The organism is Vibrio sp. TRT 29B02 (assembly GCF_050113655.1).
Classification (GTDB): Bacteria; Pseudomonadota; Gammaproteobacteria; order Enterobacterales; family Vibrionaceae; genus Vibrio.
The window spans coordinates 16327-33335 of the sequence record NZ_JBNJOJ010000006.1 but is presented as its reverse complement, the minus strand read 5'-3'; the positions used below and the strand labels follow the sequence as shown (position 1 = coordinate 33335).

General features: G+C 43.8%; 18 protein-coding genes. 3 read left to right on the top strand and 15 right to left on the bottom strand.

The genetic code is table 11. From position 1 onward, the window contains the following. Window positions 1–62 precede the first annotated feature (62 nt). The gene (chrA, locus tag ACQEXT_RS05405) at window positions 63–1208 is read left to right on the top strand and encodes a chromate efflux transporter (protein ID WP_426950965.1); all 1146 of its coding nucleotides are present in this window, start codon (window positions 63–65) and stop codon (window positions 1206–1208) included. A gap of 43 nt (window positions 1209–1251) precedes the next feature. Here the strand turns inward: chrA and ACQEXT_RS05400 are convergent, their stop codons facing one another. The 15 genes from ACQEXT_RS05400 to ACQEXT_RS05330 form a co-directional block, all read right to left on the bottom strand. Then, a complete protein-coding gene (locus ACQEXT_RS05400; RefSeq protein ID WP_426950964.1) occupies window positions 1252–2259 on the bottom strand; it encodes a tetratricopeptide repeat protein in 1008 nt (335 codons plus the stop codon). A 9-nt stretch (window positions 2260–2268) separates the two neighbouring features. Next, window positions 2269–3213 (bottom strand): type II secretion system F family protein, encoded by a 945-nt coding sequence (locus tag ACQEXT_RS05395; protein ID WP_426950962.1) that lies wholly within the window; start codon window positions 3211–3213, stop codon window positions 2269–2271. A 2-nt stretch (window positions 3214–3215) separates the two neighbouring features. Continuing rightward, on the bottom strand, window positions 3216–4184 hold the full coding sequence (locus ACQEXT_RS05390) for a type II secretion system F family protein (protein ID WP_426950960.1): 969 nt from the start codon (window positions 4182–4184) through the stop codon (window positions 3216–3218). A gap of 9 nt (window positions 4185–4193) precedes the next feature. Continuing rightward, on the bottom strand, window positions 4194–5666 hold the full coding sequence (locus ACQEXT_RS05385) for a CpaF family protein (protein ID WP_426950958.1): 1473 nt from the start codon (window positions 5664–5666) through the stop codon (window positions 4194–4196). A 29-nt stretch (window positions 5667–5695) separates the two neighbouring features. Continuing rightward, a complete protein-coding gene (locus tag ACQEXT_RS05380; RefSeq protein WP_426950957.1) occupies window positions 5696–6919 on the bottom strand; it encodes an AAA family ATPase in 1224 nt (407 codons plus the stop codon). A gap of 9 nt (window positions 6920–6928) precedes the next feature. Then, window positions 6929–7411 carry a TadE/TadG family type IV pilus assembly protein gene (locus tag ACQEXT_RS05375; RefSeq protein ID WP_426950955.1) on the bottom strand — a complete coding sequence of 161 codons (483 nt, stop codon included), beginning with the start codon at window positions 7409–7411 and terminating at the stop codon, window positions 6929–6931. Continuing rightward, on the bottom strand, window positions 7408–7851 hold the full coding sequence (locus tag ACQEXT_RS05370; RefSeq protein ID WP_426950954.1) for a TadE/TadG family type IV pilus assembly protein: 444 nt from the start codon (window positions 7849–7851) through the stop codon (window positions 7408–7410). Before ACQEXT_RS05370 ends, ACQEXT_RS05375 begins: the two co-directional genes overlap by 4 nt. Further along, the gene (locus ACQEXT_RS05365) at window positions 7848–9104 is read right to left on the bottom strand and encodes a Tad domain-containing protein (RefSeq protein WP_426950952.1); all 1257 of its coding nucleotides are present in this window, start codon (window positions 9102–9104) and stop codon (window positions 7848–7850) included. Before ACQEXT_RS05365 ends, ACQEXT_RS05370 begins: the two co-directional genes overlap by 4 nt. A 17-nt stretch (window positions 9105–9121) precedes the next feature. Further along, on the bottom strand, window positions 9122–9388 hold the full coding sequence (locus ACQEXT_RS05360) for a hypothetical protein (RefSeq protein ID WP_426950950.1): 267 nt from the start codon (window positions 9386–9388) through the stop codon (window positions 9122–9124). Window positions 9389–9397: 9 nt separating this feature from the next. Further along, window positions 9398–10870 (bottom strand): type II and III secretion system protein family protein, encoded by a 1473-nt coding sequence (locus ACQEXT_RS05355; RefSeq protein WP_426950949.1) that lies wholly within the window; start codon window positions 10868–10870, stop codon window positions 9398–9400. 8 nt (window positions 10871–10878) lie between these two features. Then, the gene (gene cpaB / locus ACQEXT_RS05350; RefSeq protein ID WP_426950948.1) at window positions 10879–11622 is read right to left on the bottom strand and encodes a Flp pilus assembly protein CpaB; all 744 of its coding nucleotides are present in this window, start codon (window positions 11620–11622) and stop codon (window positions 10879–10881) included. After that, the gene (locus tag ACQEXT_RS05345) at window positions 11619–12965 is read right to left on the bottom strand and encodes an AAA family ATPase (protein ID WP_426950947.1); all 1347 of its coding nucleotides are present in this window, start codon (window positions 12963–12965) and stop codon (window positions 11619–11621) included. Before ACQEXT_RS05345 ends, cpaB begins: the two co-directional genes overlap by 4 nt. Before the next feature lie 15 nt (window positions 12966–12980). Beyond that, entirely contained in the window at window positions 12981–13499 is a 519-nt protein-coding gene (locus tag ACQEXT_RS05340) for an A24 family peptidase (protein ID WP_426950945.1), read from the bottom strand. A 25-nt stretch (window positions 13500–13524) separates the two neighbouring features. Then, on the bottom strand, window positions 13525–13674 hold the full coding sequence (locus ACQEXT_RS05335; RefSeq protein ID WP_426950944.1) for a Flp family type IVb pilin: 150 nt from the start codon (window positions 13672–13674) through the stop codon (window positions 13525–13527). A gap of 101 nt (window positions 13675–13775) precedes the next feature. Next, the gene (locus ACQEXT_RS05330; RefSeq protein WP_426950943.1) at window positions 13776–13946 is read right to left on the bottom strand and encodes a Flp family type IVb pilin; all 171 of its coding nucleotides are present in this window, start codon (window positions 13944–13946) and stop codon (window positions 13776–13778) included. 454 nt (window positions 13947–14400) lie between these two features. On the opposite strand from ACQEXT_RS05330, the gene ACQEXT_RS05325 reads away from it, so the two are divergent. Then, a complete protein-coding gene (locus tag ACQEXT_RS05325; RefSeq protein ID WP_426950941.1) occupies window positions 14401–15138 on the top strand; it encodes a helix-turn-helix domain-containing protein in 738 nt (245 codons plus the stop codon). A gap of 131 nt (window positions 15139–15269) precedes the next feature. Beyond that, a complete protein-coding gene (locus ACQEXT_RS05320) occupies window positions 15270–16955 on the top strand; it encodes an AMP-binding protein (RefSeq protein WP_331426703.1) in 1686 nt (561 codons plus the stop codon). The last annotated feature ends 54 nt before the right edge of the window (window positions 16956–17009 follow it).

Below are 17009 nucleotides of genomic sequence, written 5' to 3'. Positions count from 1 at the left end.
TCATTGCGTACATTATTGGCAGTATTAAAGGTCTCTTGACCTAGCAAAAGAGTAACGTAACCATGCTGTCGATTTTCAAAACCTTCTTTATGCTTGGCTGGATTAGCTTTGGCGGTCCTGCGGCACATATTGGCTATTTCAGAAATACCTTTGTTGAAAAACTCAACTGGCTAGATGATAAAGAGTACGCGCAAATTGTTGCACTTAGCCAGTTCTTACCCGGTCCCGGTTCAAGCCAGGTGGGCTTTGCTCTAGGTTACAAACGAGGTGGCCTTGGCGGCGCGTGTATGGCGTTTATCGGCTTTACCCTACCTTCTATCATCATTATGCTGGCGCTCGCGGTGCTTAGTAGCCAACTCACTGAAGCGAGCGCTTTCCAAAACATTGTGCATGGATTAAAGCTGCTAGCAGTCGTGGTGGTTGCCGATGCAACTTGGGGGATGTACAAAAACTTCTGCAAAGAGAAGCTATCGGTGGCACTTTGTTTGATAACGGCTGTCGCCCTCTTACTTTTACCTGGTATTGCGACCCAAATGGGTGTCCTGATTGTGGCTGCTTTGATCGGTGTAAAATATTTAGGTAATGACGACGCGCTCAGCACCAGCAAGTTTGAGCCTTCTATTGCGCCTCTTGCCCTGTTTGTTGCTTTGCTTGTTGGACTGCCGTTTGCGGCGCAAGTATTACCCGCACTAGGTTTATTCAGCGACTTTTTCCAAGCAGGTAGTTTGGTCTTCGGTGGCGGCCATGTGGTTCTTCCACTGCTACAAAACATTGTCGGTGATCAGCTAAGCCAAGATGCCTTCCTAACAGGCTATGCGGCAGCACAAGCGGTTCCTGGGCCTATGTTTACCTTTGCAACTTACATAGGTTATGAGTTGATGCCTTCAGCCCCAATTACGGGTGCGTTAATGGCGACTTTAGCGGTTTTCTTACCGGGCTTTTTATTGCTACTTGGAGTACTAAAGAACTGGCAATCACTGGCTAGAAATCACAAAGTTTCTGGCGCCGTCAACGGAGTAAATGCTGCGGTTGTGGGGTTACTGGTCGCCGCTTTATACCAACCGGTATTTACCAGCGCAGTGATGAATCCACTTGATATCTCGCTGGTTCTCGTTGGCTTCTATTTACATAAGCAACAGAAACTGCCGATTGTTTGGATGGTCGCATTCTTTATGCTGGCGGGGTTCGCTACTGGCTATATCGCTTAACAAGAATGCGGGTAGAGAAAAGGGGGAGCGTGCTCTCCCTTTTCTATTGATCTTGTGTAGCTTTCTCCTCCCTAACCATAGCAAGGGCTTTTTCTAGATTCTCATTCGCGACTTTGTAGTAAGTCGATTTGGTGTTAATCGCTTGTTGAAGATACGGAATCGCCTTATCGGGTTTACCTTGCAATGTAAGAAAATAACCGACATTGTTTAACGCCTCAGACTTATCCATATGCTGCGAGAAAACATTGAGCGCTCGATTAATTTCACCTTTTGCTAAATAAATCAGTGCTAGGTTGTTGAGCGCTTTTTCGTTATCGGGAGCAAGATCGAGCGCCTGTAATACAAAGCGCTGCGCCTTACGATAGTCTCCAGACATGTAGAATGAATAGCCAACATTCGTTAGGGTTTTGACCGACTCCGGCTCAATGCTTAAAGCCTGTTTATAAAACGCCTGTGCTAACTCATGCTGCTTATCTAAATCTGCCGCGACCCCTAATCCCATAAATGCATACTCTGGCGAATGCTGGTCAACCTTAAGCTTCACAACCGATTTCACCGTCACTAAATCTTCACTTTCTAGCGTGTCACCGTTGTTGAACCTTAATTGGTCAGCATTAACTGCACGTAGGAAGTAACTGCGACCTTGCTCGATATCACCATTACGAGTGTAAAGAATACCAAGTTGCTCAAGTACCTTGATGTTGTTTGGATTCTCTTCGATAGCAATCAAGTAGGCCTTTTCTGCCAAAGCTAAGTTATTCCGCGACTGATGAATACGGCCAATATTAAACAGTGCTCTGTCTCGGTATTGCCCATTTTCAAACGCAAGTGAGCGAATATATTCATACAATGCGAGATCTGAATTGCCCGAACTCAATGAAATATCACCACGCTGAATCGCTTCTTTTTCCGTTTTTGGCGGTTCCTCTAATGATAGAGTATCAATTGGCCGCCCATCATAAAGTGAAGTATCGAGCTGCGGCTCTTTACTCGCACAAGCTGTCAGCAGTAATAGTCCCATTAACATCAAGAAGTAACGAATTCCTTTCATAACAAATCCTTAATTGCCTAAGGTCGAAGTCAACGACAGCATTGAAGGGCCTATTGCTACAATAAAGAAGCAAGGCCAGATGAAAATGAGCAGCGGGAAGATCATTTTAGTCGGTATTTTAGCCGCAATCTCTTCCACCTCTTGATTACGCTTGTCACGAAAGTCTTCCGTATACTCGCGCAAAGTTTGCGACAAGCTACCGCCAATTCGAGAAGCATGCGACAACATGGTGACAAGACCCGCTATCTCTTTTACCCCTGTGCGCTCGACCAAATCATTAAAAGCATCCGACATCTCTACCCCTGCTTTGATTTTTGCGCAGACCGTATCAAGCTCGTCGGCAAAATCGGGGTGAGAGATCATTAGTTCATCAGCCACTCTGCGCAAAGCAGCGTTAAACCCTAAGCCTGATTCTGTACAAACCACAAGCAGATCCAGTGCATCCGGCACCCCGCCGCGGATTAGAGACTGGCGTTTATCAACCATGTAGTTAAGCGCAATATTGGGGGTATAAAGACCAATAGCGACACTGACTATCATCAATAAGTTTAGCTGTGTTACTTCTGGCAAGAAAAAGAAAAGAAATGCAGCAACAGCCAAACCAAAAATGATTGATAACCCTTTAATAGCGTAGAATATCGTAATCGCGCTCGCATCATGGTATCCAGCATGCATTAGCTTACTGCGGATGCTCTGGCTTTCCTTACTATTAGAAGGTTGCATCACAGGTGCCAACGATTCGAGCGTGTGGTCTAAACGACGGCTCTTCTTAAGCTTTTCGCTACCTGTGCTTTTACGGATCTCCTCTAGTTTTTGAGCGATAGGAGATTTCGAGCCCAACACCAGCAAAAATAACGTAAAAATAATAACAACTGTCGCAATCAGGATGAAAACTAAAAAAAGCGTTTGTTCATCAATCTTAAAGTTGTAGAGTTGATTTATGAGGTTTTCCATGATTACACCTCAAAGTTAATAATTTTTCTAATCCACATAGAGCCAATAAATAGACTCACTATGCCACCACTCACAAGATCTAATCCTCGCGGATCTCTGTACAATGGCTCTACGTATTCAGGGTTTATAAACGACATAAAGATAAATAGGATAAATGGAGAAAGAACGAGTATCCAAGCCGATAAGCGACTTTCTGCCGACAGCGTTTTAATCTTGCGCTGTAGCTTGAACCGAGAACGTAGCACCTTAGATACTTTCTCTAAGTTCTCTGAAAGATTCCCCCCAGTCTCCTTTTGCAGAAGTACAGCACTCGAGAAAGCAAGCATGGAAACAGTAGGTGTACGTTCAGCCATTTGCATAATCGCCATTCGCATGTCGTAACCGTAGTTGAGTAAGTTAAAGGTATTCTTAAACTCAACCCCGATTGGCGCTGGCATTTCGTTACCAACCTCATTAAATGCCTGAGTGACTGGCTGACCAGCCTGAAGCATTCGGCGCATGATATCGAGCGCTTCAGGAAGCATCTCCTCGAATGCCGCTAAACGATCTGAAATCTTTTTATTCAACCAGAAGTAGAGCATGAACCAAATACCAACAGCGGCGACAAGCCCAATGTAAATCGGTTGTTTGAATATCAAGGTCGTGATGAAGACTATCGTCGAAAATAAAAAAGTAACAGTAAGCGTTTGAGTCAGGCTCCAGTCGTAACCTGACAGCTCTATCATTTTCTTTAATGAAGAGAAAGTCTCAATCTTAACCAGCTTTCTATCAAGCGGAGTTAAGCTTTTAACGTAGTGCTCGTGTAACAAAGAGCGCGCTTCCTCATCTAGGCCGGCTTGAGACTCTTTCAGTCGCTGAGACAGCTCTTTGTGCTTGGCTTTGCTACCAGCAGCAGGAAGTATCAATGCCTGTGAAATAAATACTACTGCAAAGAAGAGTAAAATAAAGAATAACGTCGCATCCTGCTGCATAACGCCCCCTTATAAGAATGTCTCATTAAAAATCTCGAATGGAAGGTGCATACCTTTCTTCGATAGCTGGTCATGACATTGAGGCACGACTCCAGTCGCTGTGTAATAACCTCGAACATTACCTTCTTCATCCATCCCTTGGCGATTAAAGCGGAACAGTTCAGACATGGTAATAATCTCGCCTTCCATGCCATTAATTTCACAAATACTGACCATTCGCCGTTTACCATCTTCCTGACGCTCCATCTGAACCACCAGATGAATCGCCGATGCGATTTGTGAACGTAGGTTTTTAGCAGTCATGTTCCAGCCCGCCATCGCGAACATATTCTCTACCCGAGAGAGAGCATCGCGCGGCGTATTGGCATGTATTGTCGCTAACGAACCATCGTGGCCAGTGTTCATCGCAGCTAACATATCAACCGCCTCAGCACCACGCACCTCACCAAGTACAATTCTGTCGGGGCGCATACGCAGAGAGTTTTTCACCAAATCTCGCTGCGTGATCTCCCCTTTGCCTTCAAGGTTTGCTGGACGAGTCTCTAGACGGACTACATGCGGTTGTTGCAGTTGTAGTTCCGCCGAGTCTTCAATCGTCACAATACGATCATCAGAAGGAATAAAGTTCGAGAAGATATTAAGTGTGGTGGTTTTTCCTGAACCGGTACCACCAGAGATAAGCACGTTTAACGCCCCACGCACCGCTGCTTCAACAAACTGAGCCATTTCGGGAGACAGAGAGTTATAGTTGAGCAGGTTATCCATATTCAACTTCTCTACCGCAAAGCGGCGAATCGACACCGATGAACCATCTAGTGCTAACGGCGGGATGATGGCATTGACACGTGAACCATCCGCAAGACGCGCATCGACCATAGGCGAGGCTTCATCGATACGACGCCCCACCTGACTCACGATACGATCGATAATATTACGTAAGTGCCTCTCATCGAGGAAAGTGTAAGGGGTGAGTTCAAGCTTACCGCGTCTTTCAACAAACACATGCTTAGGCCCATTAACCAAAATATCAGAAACTGTCGCATCGTGAAGTAATGGCTCCAAAGGCCCGAGGCCAAAAACTTCGTCTTCGATTTGTTGGATCACACGTTTCCGACCCTCAGCACTTAACGCATGTGTCTGGTCCTCAGCCATCAACTGAACGATGGCATCATGTAGATCCGCTTTTGCTCTTTCTGGTTCTAAACTTGCTAAAAGTCCAAGGTCTAACGTCTCAAGCAGTCTTTGGTGGTAATAACGCTTCACTTCCTGTTCAAGCGTCAATTGCTTACGAGTTTCTTCTATGACCTTTTCTTTCGCTTCTTTTTCTAACATTTTCTGTTCTTTGAAAGAGTTAGATGGAGAAGAGTTAGCGCCTGTCTGTGCATTTGAATCTGACATTTTCGAAAGATTATCTTGCTGTTGCTCTACTGCATTCACTTTTTCTTGCAACTCAGGATTCAGATTTTTTCTTTTAAAAAACATAATCGCTCTCTGTCACTGTAAGTGAAAAGTTATGAGAATAACCGCTTAAACCAACCTTTCTTCTCTTCAGTCTGTGGAGAAATAGACTCTACAAAGCGGCTAATTGATTTCGAAATCGAACTGTTTTTTTTGGCTTCAATGAATGGACGACCTAAATTGGCACTTTCTAATGCCACTTTGAACTCATTCGGGATGACATGGACCGATATATCACCAACAGTTCCTTTAATATCTTTAAGGCCAATCGACTGGTGTTTTTCATAACGATTGATCACAATTTCGAGCTGCTCTTTACTAATGCCAAACTCAAATGAAAGCAACTTAATCATCTGTGTCGTGTTCTTGATGGCGACAAGGTTTTGCTGGGCAATTAAGAAAACTTTGGTAGCAGGGGCAAGCACAGGAGCAAATAGTCGATCTACCCCTCGAGAAAGGTCAACAATCACATAAGGGTAATGTTCTCGAAGTAGAGGCATCAACTTATTTAAATACTTAGCTTTCTCGTAGTTTTCATGACTATTTTCACGCTTAAACGACAGAATATGGAGACCACTTGAATGCTTAGTGACAAACGTGCTCAAAGAGACTTCATCAAGATCAGACACATTCGCTAACGCATCTGTAATACTGTAAGAAGGGTTAATACTCAGATAGTCATTAATCACACCAAACTGAAGATCTAAATCGAGCAATAAAACTTGGTCTGGGTTCTGGTTAGCGATTTTTATTGCAGAGTTAAGCGCTATGATAGAAGCTCCAGAGCCACCTTTGGTATTCATAAACACCAGCAGCTCCCCTAAATTTCGACTTGCGACCTTTTCTTCGGCAACATTTTTAAGTAGCGGAATGAGCTCTTCAATTTGAGCGACATTGGACACAAAATCGGCAGCACCAATACGCAAAGAAATCTTTAATGCACCATTATCGTTTTCATTGCCAAACACAATCAGTGAAGCTTCGTGGTTTTCGTTGTTGGATTCAGGCGCTTCATAATTCTGCAGCTCGACTATTTTCTGCGCCCAGTTAGGACCCGTTTCAACGAAAATTAAATCTGGCGGTGAAAAATGCGATAAGTTGGCAACGTTCAAACCGTGGAAAGAGATCATTTCGTAGCTAATACTTTGGCATTTAGATAGCTCGTGACTGATATGTAAATGAAAAGAGTCAGACGAATAAAACACCCAAATCGTGAGATTGGTTTTTAGTCTTAACGGAGCGCTTCCATGTGGCGTTATCTTCACAGCCTCTCCCATATTTGCCTCCTAGCAATCTGAACTACTACTGCTACCGTCCGATGTCCGATGATGACCTAAGTTTTCTCTCGGTCGAATCGTTTCAAACGCAGGAACAGCCAACAACCCTGTTAAGTTGACGAAGCTTAATAACCCTGTGTATTGATAATTAAAATTCACCACTCTAGCCCTTACATAACTAATTGTAGGAAACACATCATCATCTGTCAGAGTTCCTGCCACAACATTTCCAGAATCATCCAAATAATCGATAACGATGTTGGCAGTAGTTAAGCCCCCAGGGGCATAATCAGGAAGGACTAATGCGGGAATATCATTGCGATCCTCAACCCGACATACTGCTGCCAGTCTTGCAGCTACTCTAGTGACATCGTTGATAACCTGTAAGGAATAAACATACCGCCCAACCTCTATCACCGAAAAAATCACCAACAGGAGTGCTGTCGATACAATGGTAAATTCTATAATGCTAATACCGGCTTGTCGTTTCATGGTGCAGTCCTCATCATTGCTGAGGAATTCAGTGGTACAGTAAAATTAAAGTCCGGATTAAATGCCATCATCATCGGAGTATATTCGTGAGAGATAGTAACAGTGACGTAACCATTGCTGTGACTTACAGTCACATCAGCAGTAGAAACATCTTCAACCATAGGTGTTGAACTTTCTCCCACTGATGAGTGACCATAAATCACAATATTCTTTATTTCGCCAACATCGGCAATTTGATCGTAACTCGCAGAGCCTGAAATATTAGTTGTCGCGTATCGGACTCCGTTTTGCGCCATTTTGTTTAGAGTGTTGTAACGAATAAAAGCGCTACCAAATTCAGTAATTGCCATCATTACAAGCAACAACACTGGTATGGAGATAATCATCTCTACCGCAGCTAGCCCTTGCTGTTTTTTACATACTGGAGTTAAGTGGTTCATGACTCACCTCCATTAGGGTCTTTGTAAAGCACGATTCGATAAGGCCCATCACTATCTGAATTTTGCCCTGGAGGCCCACTCAGAACAGAGCAATCTTCAATAAACTCTCCATACACAGGTTCTTTGCTACCGTTATTGGTCGGTGCCTGCTGCAGCAAAAAGAAACAAGCTAGGGCAGTAACATCTAAGCTCGTTGTCCCTCCCTTAGCTCCCGTACAGTCAACAACAGGAAGAACTAAAACTCTGCGGTTAACCTGCCCCCCCGATGAAATTCGGCAGTCACTATCTCCTGTGCAATCAGGTAAAGCACTGAGATAGTCACTATATCCCCATGGTTGACCACCAGCACCACTCGTATCTTCATAGGTAACGTTACCGTCGTTGTCTGTAGTCGGTGAGGTAACTGGCTCACGCACGTAAACATCCGAAGGGTAATCAACTGCGGATAAACCTCCACCACTGTATGAACCAAAACGGGTATTAAGCCCCTGCCCGACAGGACCGACTGTATTACCTGGTTTAGTCGTGACCGTACTACCCACGCCAATGGAGCCGTAGGTTTGCTGATATTGCTCTATAGAGTCGGGATTACCTGCCAATGCTTCACGCACAGTTGAGGCGCCGGAGCCAAAATCGAGCAATTGATAGTTACCCGCCCCCATATCACTGTTCATGTGACTAGCGACTTTAATCGGATAGACTTCACCAGGGTTATAACCATTGGTTCCACCATCTTCACCTTCACAGACAGCGATTGGGACAATGTTTGTGGTCGAGCTAAGCGAAGGACTCGGTCCGGCGACAGCTGAAGAGTCTAAATTCTTATCAACGTTAAAAACGTGGGCAAAGAAGTTATCTAATTCAAAACCTGTGACGGACACTCGAACATATGTATCTTCAGCCGGGTTAAAACTACCATCCGGAAATACGTCCGCATCATTGGAGAACTGCACTGCTACTGTCGCAGTAGAAAAGTCCATTTCATCATTGCCAGTCGCATTAGCGACATTGGTCAGTGTCGTATTGGCTGCGATGGTTGCTTCAGCTGTCGTTCCGCCGTTATCAACGACGATTGCTGCTGCAAGCGCTGCGGCATCAAGACTGTTTTGCAGTCGAGTTTTATTAAGCATTGCATGGTTTACATCAATAGATAATGCCGCAACGCCTATTAGCGACAACATTGCCGCTGTCACAAGTACTAACGCTAAGCCTTTTTGCTTACTCACCATCCGAGTGTTTGTTCGCCGACACATAGCTGGCTCCTTAGAGGCTAATCCGAGCCCCCTTCCAAAAATTGACTCTCAGTCCCTTTCAATTCTTTACCTTGTTTTCCTGTATAGACTTGATAAGCACCTTCCATTCGTTCACCACTACCTGACGGAATAACCCCTAAATTGTCCTGAGTTGCATTAAGGTTGTACGTTTGTTGTGTTTTTAACTTCGCCACATGGCCACCCAACTGCTCTGCATTATTGACACACCCAAAGAGCAACAAGGATAGAACAATGACACCAGTAATTACTTTTGTATGTTTCATATTGCCCCCCTATAGACTGTGTCCAAATGTGCCTTCCGTACCACCTTTGGTATGGTCGATATATTCTTGTTCAGTGTTATCGCTTGGCTTAGCCGCGTTTGCAGGTGCTATGTAAGCACCACGCCCAAGTAGGTAATATTCAAAATCATTCGGCTCAACAAATGAATCGGTCGGAAGAGTCACGCGACGACGATCGACAGGTTTAGCTAATCGCGGAGTCACCAGAATAACTAATTCTGTTTCACCCGAAATGTACTCCTGACTATTGAACATCTGACCAAGGATAGGGATATCACTAAAACCAGGCATTTCATTAACGATGTCACGAACGTTTTCACTGATTAATCCAGCAATACCAATGGTCTGACCATCAGCCATTTCAAGTGTCGAAGACGCACTACGACGGGTAATAGGTGGAATAATATAGGTACTATTAGTAAAGTTGGGGTCTAATACCAGAGATGAAGTATTGGCGATTTCACTCACATCAATGGCCAAGTTAAGATTAATTTTCTGATCGCTTAGCACGGTTGGGATAAACTTGAGACCAACACCATACTCCTTATAAGCTATAGTAATTCCATCCTTATCTGGTACAGGTATTGGGAACTCCCCCCCCGCCAAGAATTCAGCTTTAGATCCACTTAGTGCCGTCAAATTAGGCTCTGCCAATACCTTGGCTGTCCCGTTTTGTTTAGCGATATCCAACGCAAAAGAGAAGAGCGTATTGCTATCGATAAAAGATCCCAACAAACCTGTTGTATCTATAGCGGGTGAGTTAAATACGGGTGTCACAGAGCCTGGACTTCCTGATAACGTCGGTAATAAACCACCTGCTGACGTCCCACCCCAAGAAAAATTGCCGCTTTGCTGCAAAAACTGAAAGTTTGCATCAAATTTACGCACTAAGCTTCTTTGCACTTCAGCAACGGTAACTTCAAGTAGAACTTGTTGCGCACCACCGATTGTCATTAAGTTGATCACGCCAGTTTGAGTCGTCTGCTCACTCAGGGACTCTTTCGTTTCATCAGCCTCTTGCCCAACGGCGTAAGTCTCTGCTACTCGCAATGCGATATTCATTGCAGCTTGGTTACTGATTTGCCCACTTAGGATCAAACGATTCTGAGCACTGTGAACTTCGATTTGCTCACTAGGCAAAAACTCGTATAACTTGGCTTTTAAGCTGTTTAAATCATGAGTGACTTCAATATTGATGGATTCAATCAGTTGACCACGGCTATCCCAAGCCATCAGGTTGGTCGAGCCAAGCTTCTTGCCAATCAAAAACAGCTCATCGGATTTGAGCATTACGATATCAAGTACTTCAGGATCACCCAATGAAACACGCTTTGCTTTGCCAGCTAACGTTACGTGTGTGGATTTATGGTGGGGAACTTTGACCACTTTCCCTGATTGTGAAGCCGCAAAGGTAACACCACTGCACAGCAGCAAGATAAAAAACAGTGTTATTATTTTATTCATAGCTCACCTCAGTCCCTGACACGGATATTGCTGGATTCGGTGCCCTTAATAATAGTGACACTAGGGGCAACATATGTTTTGACCACTTTTTCCTCTTCATGAGGATTACGTAATGCTAACTGTATGTCTCCACGACTTTGGGCAGACAACAACTTTTCGGCCTGACTAGGTGTCACCTCTAACGTCACAGCCCTTACGATAATTGGTTTGTTTTCTTTGGTTCTCGCCGTTTGGTCAACAGCTAATACTTTGATTTCTTTGAGCACTGTTACGGTATTAGCCGAGTTTTTTCCGTATTTAATCGTGTTTAACACATCCACCTTATTGCCCGGCAGCAAGAAGCCCGCAACACCAATAACATCGTTTACCCGAATGGTCACAGCACGTTTATTCTCTGGGATTAGAGATGCTAACGTTGAGCCCTCTCCCTGATTGGCTAGACGGCTAACATGGATTATCTCGCCCGGATAAACATTGCTCGCAACAACTTGCCCGATCAACTCTTCAGCCGATGTAAATTGAGATTCAGAGCGCCACGCTTTTTCTAGCAACTTGTTGGTAATGTGTTGCTCCTCAATAACCGTCCCTGCGAGTATTTCCTGAGAGGCAATGATCACCGGCTCTCGCTCGACCACCTCTACTTCAGTTTGAGGCTGCAATTGGTTGTCCATCCACTGTTTGGCGAAAAACACGGCTCCTAAACCAAACGCAATGGAGAGTAAAAAGAGTAATATGACTTGATTTCGACTCATCGAGCACCTCCTCCTTTGCCATCAGCTGTAAAGTACACTTCCCACGCACGGCTTACGATTTCAGAGGAGATAACAGGTTCAACTTCTTCAAATACGATGATATCTCGGCTGATCCCTACAATGTCTTTTGGTAAACAAGGATAAAAGCCCACGTCATGCTGACGATGTAAGTCAAATAAAGTTTCAAAACACCCTTGGGTAAGGGTCAGATTTTTAGATTTCGCAATAATGCCCCACAGTTCGCGATACTCTTCTTCGAGTAGAGGACCAAACTGAATCTTGTAGCCAAGTCGACGTAAAAAAGCCGGGTCACTGATCTTTTCCGGATCTAGGTTCGTAGAAAAGGCAAGAGTAAGGATAAAAGGTATTGAGATCTGTTGACCATTGGGCAAGTTCAGATAGTCGTAGAAATATTCCATCGGTACGATCCATCGGTTCAGCAATGTATCAACTGGCATCGGCTGGCGACCCAAATCGTCGATAATAAAAATTCCGTTGTTCGCCATCATCTGTAACGGAGCCATCCATACCTTGTTGTGATCGCTGTGGTTGACCTCCAGCATGTTCATGGTTAATTCCCCACCGACTTGGATACTGGGTCGTTCACAAAGGCACCAGCGGCGGTCAAATTGTTCTTTAAACGTGATGGACTGAATATCTGAGCTGGATACCCTCTTGTGATGCTGAGGCGAAAAGACTTTGATGATGTTACCCGCGGCGAAGACAGCGTGAGGGATGTAAACCGACGTGTTGAGTGAGTTGAGAATTTTTGTCGCGACAAAGGTTTTACCTGAACCTGCACTGCCGTAAAGCAACAACGCCCGACCAGAATTAATCGCAGGCCCCAAAACCCCGACCATACGATGAGCGCCCAGCACATCTGAGAGTGCATATTCGACATCGGCTCTATTAACCATTTGAGCTCGAACGTCCTGCGCCTTGACCATTTCGCAATATTGATTCAAAGAGACGGGTACTGGGCCTAAATAGGCATCTTTTACAAAAGCGGTATCGGCTTCCTGCATGCCTGATTCTGACAAACCATAGCGCACATGTCCGGTAGATTGAGTGGAAAAGGTTGAGGAAGCAGCTTGAAAAACCTCGACCATTGACTTTGCTCTTAGGCCTGCGATGACATCCTCAATCATATGACTATTGACACATAACAACTTGGTCAATTGGAGAATGTCAGACTTGGGATAGGCGGCAATATGTTTAATGACCAGATTTTCGACCACCGCTTTGGGTATTCCTAAGTCGTCGAAGCTTGTTGGCACAGGGGGTTGCGGAGCTTGCGGCGTCAACTCTGTTCGATGTTGAACCTTGGACATTGCCTGAACCATAAACGCTCCTTGTGATTAATTCAGAAAATAGAAATAAAGTGCGACTCCAACAACAACGACTGGCGCAAAAGGCATTTGATATCGTCCTCTGCTACCGTTTGGGCTGGTTAAAGCTTTACTGCCCGAAGAACCATACATGACATAGATCGAGTATTTGTTTAGTAACGATTTAAATTGGTTAGGTGATTCTGCGAGGCGAAGAAAGGCATAGAAGAGGCCAATAATCACGCTTGCAACTGCAATCCAATAAACCGCTCCCAAAATATGCCCACTGCCAAGCCAAAAACCCACGACACCCAAAAGTTTTACATCACCGGGAGCCATCACTTTTAAAAAATAAAAAACTAAAGCAACGCCAAAACATGTAATTCCACTAACGGATGACCAGAGTAGGAAATTATAGTCTTGAAGAACAACAGCCTTATTAATAAAGCTAACAAAAAGAACAACTAATAATAATGAATTAGGTATTCGGTGCTCTTTTGCATCAGAAACGGCTATGGCAAATAAGACGACCCAAACTAATACATCCATTTAACCGCTCCGTAACACAACTTTATTAGTTAAATATAGTCGAAAATTCGGCAGTGAGTATTCCTCTAAACGCAACAAATAAACCAGCAAAGCCCACAACGAGCAACCCAGCCCCCACGACATACTCAACGACGGTAAGTCCTTCTTCATCCTTAAGAAAATCTGACATAGACACAAAAACCTCCTTATTTTCCCTAATACAAAGAACCCATAGTGGCTTCACTATGGGTCATAAACTATCGATTGAGAGGCGATATTTTCACCTTATACTCTCAGCTATTCATCAGCAAATACAGTGCCAAGCTCATTTTCTAGGGTTGTACTGAAGGTGCCAAAAATACCCGCTAATCCTGCCACGAGCAGACCTGCACCTACAACGTATTCAACAACCGTCAACCCTTCTTCGTCTTTCATAAATGCTGTGATGTTTTTGATAAGCTTGCTCATGATATGTCTCCTTCCAAAGTTCATTAAGCTATTTCGCTTACTGATAATTTAGGTTTATTTGAGTAAGAACCGTTAGGATTATTTTGGCTATCTTTGGTACTTATTTGCCATTAACTATCAGAGAAAATAAGCACATTTGCTCGTCAAATAAGCAAATTCTAAAATTAGGCTATTTATTCAAAAAATAGTCCTTCATATATTTTCTTTTTAATTTAATGCACTTACAAAGCACTTTTTAGTTACTACTATATAGCCACTCAACCAAAATCACCCATTCTCACTTTTGACACTTGACAGAAAGCTGAACACCGCATTTAAGTGATGTCAATCACATTAAAACACCAACTAATCATTCAATCGCTCAATAAGTGGCTTGGTTAATATCAATTAACATACTAAGCTAATTGGTATAGTTCGCGTGATTAAAACTAAAACAAAATAAGGGCTTTACACAGTGGATGTGTTGTACAAAGGTTACTGGCTCGGACAATCGGTGACGTACGTCGCCAAAGATATAATTCGAGATCTGGAAAGATACTTTCATATTCTCGACTATGGGTATGATGTGTCTGTCCTTAGTGAATCTGAAATACATTTCTGTTTTTTCTGTTACGAAGCCTCTTTTCACTCACTGTTTCTGACTGCCGCAAAGCTTTGTCAAAACCTAGATAAAAATCTAATCGTGGTATACGACAATGGACTCCCCCAAGAAATTGCTGAATTGGATGTGGTTTATTCAACCTTTAACCTCAATCACGATGACTCTCGGGCTTGGAGTGATGAACTCAATAAGCAGGTCTACTACCAGTTTTCAAAACACCAAGAAATCCTTAATATCCATAAGTTAGTAGAGAACCATCAACAAAAACATATCAACAAAGATCTGGTTGAAATGCTGAGGTATATCGATAAGAACCTCTCAAGAACGATTAGAGAAGAGGACGTAGCAGAATACTGTCACTACTCAGTGACGTATTTTTCTAAGTTTTTTCACAAAACGATTGGAGTCAGTTTCCGGGATTACCTGACACTCAAAAGAATCAATCTCGCTAAGCAGCTGCTAACCAATGAGCGCAAAGAGAAAATATCTTTTATCGCTTTCCAGTGCGGCTATAACGATGTCTCTTACTTCTCCCGCATTTTCAAAAAAAAGACGGGGATTAGCCCTGCAGTCTATCGTCAACTTCACTAATCACGCGCTGGTCACAAGAAACTCCTAAACTTACTCTTAGTGCTTTCCTCCTATTTATTTACCATGCTAGAGTTAACAATCTATTAACAACAAAAATAACCATAATTTTGCCAATAACACGGAGTTAGAGAATGATTCAGCCTAACGAGTTAAGCAAACCAACCTGTGCTCTCCCACCACCCAACGAGATGATCCTAAAATGGGCAGCGGAGCGCCCTAATGAGGTTTATCTTAAACAAATTATCAACCGCCAGTTTATCGAGTTCACCTACGCGGAAGTTGCCGATCAAGCACTAAAGCTAGTCACAGCACTCAATAATTTGGGTATCCAGCCAGGTGACAAAGTTGCACTGGTATCAAAAAACTGTGCCGAATGGTTTATCTGTGATTTAGCCATGACGCTTGGTGACTTTGTCAGCGTGCCGATCTTCCCAACCGCTGGTGCTGATACCATCGAATACTGTCTGACGCACAGTGAAAGTAAAGCGCTGATTGGCGGTAAGCTTGATGATGCAGCAGCAACACAGCAAGTGATCGACACGATGCCTGACCTTATCACCATCGCTCTGCCGTATGACTCTGCACCAAGTTGCCAATACCAATTTAAACAGTTGATCGCTGATTGTGAACCAAGCCAGTATCGTCCTGAGCATTACGACGATAAATTGATGTCGTTAGTTTATACTTCCGGCACTTCGGGGGTACCTAAAGGCGCAATGCTCACTTATGGCGCGTTTAGTTGGTCGGTCCAACAACTCATCAATCACATCGGTATTCAAGAGAATGATCGTCTGTTCTCCTATTTACCACTCGCCCATATTACAGAGCGAGTCTATATTTTCGGTTCTTCGATCATGGGGGGAGTTCAGACAGCCTTCCCTGAGTCTCTCGATACTTTTATCGAAGATGTAAAAATGCAAAGACCCACATTGTTTATCTCAGTGCCTCGACTATGGACCCTGTTCCAACAGCGTATTCAAGATAAACTGCCGCAGAAAAAACTGAACATCTTGCTCAAAATTCCATTTGTTAACTCTTTGATTAAGAAGAAACTCGCAGATGGACTCGGTCTGGACAAAGCTCGCGTGCTAGGTTGTGGTTCTGCCCCTGTGTCTCCGGCGTTACTTGAGTGGTACCACAGCGTCGGCCTGAACATCACAGAAGCTTGGGGGATGACTGAGTCGTTTGCCTACAGCACACTTAACTACCCATTCCGTGCAGACAAAATCGGTAGTGTTGGTAATGCAGGGCCCGGTATTGAACTGAAAATTGCCGAAGACAATGAAATCATGGTCCGAGGAAAAGGTTTATTCTCCGGCTATTATAAGAACGACATCGCGACTCAAGAGTCATTTGACTCGGAAGGGTGGCTACACACTGGTGATATTGGTTCTATAGACAGCGAAGGATACTTAAACATTCAGGGACGTAAAAAAGATACCTTTAAAACAGCTAAAGGTAAGTTTGTCGCCCCTGTTCCAATTGAGAAAAAACTGTTCGAGTACAGCCGTATAGAAATGATGTGTCTGATTGGTCTGGGACTTCCAGCGCCAATTTTGCTTGTGGTTCCTCATGATTTCCCTAATTTTGATCGTGCCCGTTATGAGCGTACGACGAAAAAAGTCATCAAGAGAATGAACGCCGAGCTAGAGTCTCACGAACAGATAAAAGGCGTCTTAATGATCAAAGATCCGTGGAGCATTGAGAATGGTATCTTGACTCCGACTTTGAAAATTAAACGTCATGTTCTTGAGCAAAAATACCACGAGATTGGGCACAACTGGCCTAAAGGTCAGCTCGTCGTGTGGGAAGAGTAGTTTTGTACTGATATTTAAAAGGAGAGCCTACGCTCTCCTTTTTACTTTTCGGCA

What these genes read in the sequence shown, in the direction of transcription:
- chrA (WP_426950965.1), top strand. Translation starts at nt 63, where the DNA reads ATGCTGTCGATTTTCAAAACCTTCTTTATGCTTGGCTGGATTAGCTTT.
- ACQEXT_RS05400 (WP_426950964.1), bottom strand. Translation starts at nt 2,259, where the DNA reads ATGAAAGGAATTCGTTACTTCTTGATGTTAATGGGACTATTACTGCTG.
- ACQEXT_RS05395 (WP_426950962.1), bottom strand. Translation starts at nt 3,213, where the DNA reads ATGGAAAACCTCATAAATCAACTCTACAACTTTAAGATTGATGAACAA.
- ACQEXT_RS05390 (WP_426950960.1), bottom strand. Translation starts at nt 4,184, where the DNA reads ATGCAGCAGGATGCGACGTTATTCTTTATTTTACTCTTCTTTGCAGTA.
- ACQEXT_RS05385 (WP_426950958.1), bottom strand. Translation starts at nt 5,666, where the DNA reads ATGTTTTTTAAAAGAAAAAATCTGAATCCTGAGTTGCAAGAAAAAGTG.
- ACQEXT_RS05380 (WP_426950957.1), bottom strand. Translation starts at nt 6,919, where the DNA reads ATGGGAGAGGCTGTGAAGATAACGCCACATGGAAGCGCTCCGTTAAGA.
- ACQEXT_RS05375 (WP_426950955.1), bottom strand. Translation starts at nt 7,411, where the DNA reads ATGAAACGACAAGCCGGTATTAGCATTATAGAATTTACCATTGTATCG.
- ACQEXT_RS05370 (WP_426950954.1), bottom strand. Translation starts at nt 7,851, where the DNA reads ATGAACCACTTAACTCCAGTATGTAAAAAACAGCAAGGGCTAGCTGCG.
- ACQEXT_RS05365 (WP_426950952.1), bottom strand. Translation starts at nt 9,104, where the DNA reads ATGTGTCGGCGAACAAACACTCGGATGGTGAGTAAGCAAAAAGGCTTA.
- ACQEXT_RS05360 (WP_426950950.1), bottom strand. Translation starts at nt 9,388, where the DNA reads ATGAAACATACAAAAGTAATTACTGGTGTCATTGTTCTATCCTTGTTG.
- ACQEXT_RS05355 (WP_426950949.1), bottom strand. Translation starts at nt 10,870, where the DNA reads ATGAATAAAATAATAACACTGTTTTTTATCTTGCTGCTGTGCAGTGGT.
- cpaB (WP_426950948.1), bottom strand. Translation starts at nt 11,622, where the DNA reads ATGAGTCGAAATCAAGTCATATTACTCTTTTTACTCTCCATTGCGTTT.
- ACQEXT_RS05345 (WP_426950947.1), bottom strand. Translation starts at nt 12,965, where the DNA reads ATGGTTCAGGCAATGTCCAAGGTTCAACATCGAACAGAGTTGACGCCG.
- ACQEXT_RS05340 (WP_426950945.1), bottom strand. Translation starts at nt 13,499, where the DNA reads ATGGATGTATTAGTTTGGGTCGTCTTATTTGCCATAGCCGTTTCTGAT.
- ACQEXT_RS05330 (WP_426950943.1), bottom strand. Translation starts at nt 13,946, where the DNA reads ATGAGCAAGCTTATCAAAAACATCACAGCATTTATGAAAGACGAAGAA.
- ACQEXT_RS05320 (WP_331426703.1), top strand. Translation starts at nt 15,270, where the DNA reads ATGATTCAGCCTAACGAGTTAAGCAAACCAACCTGTGCTCTCCCACCA.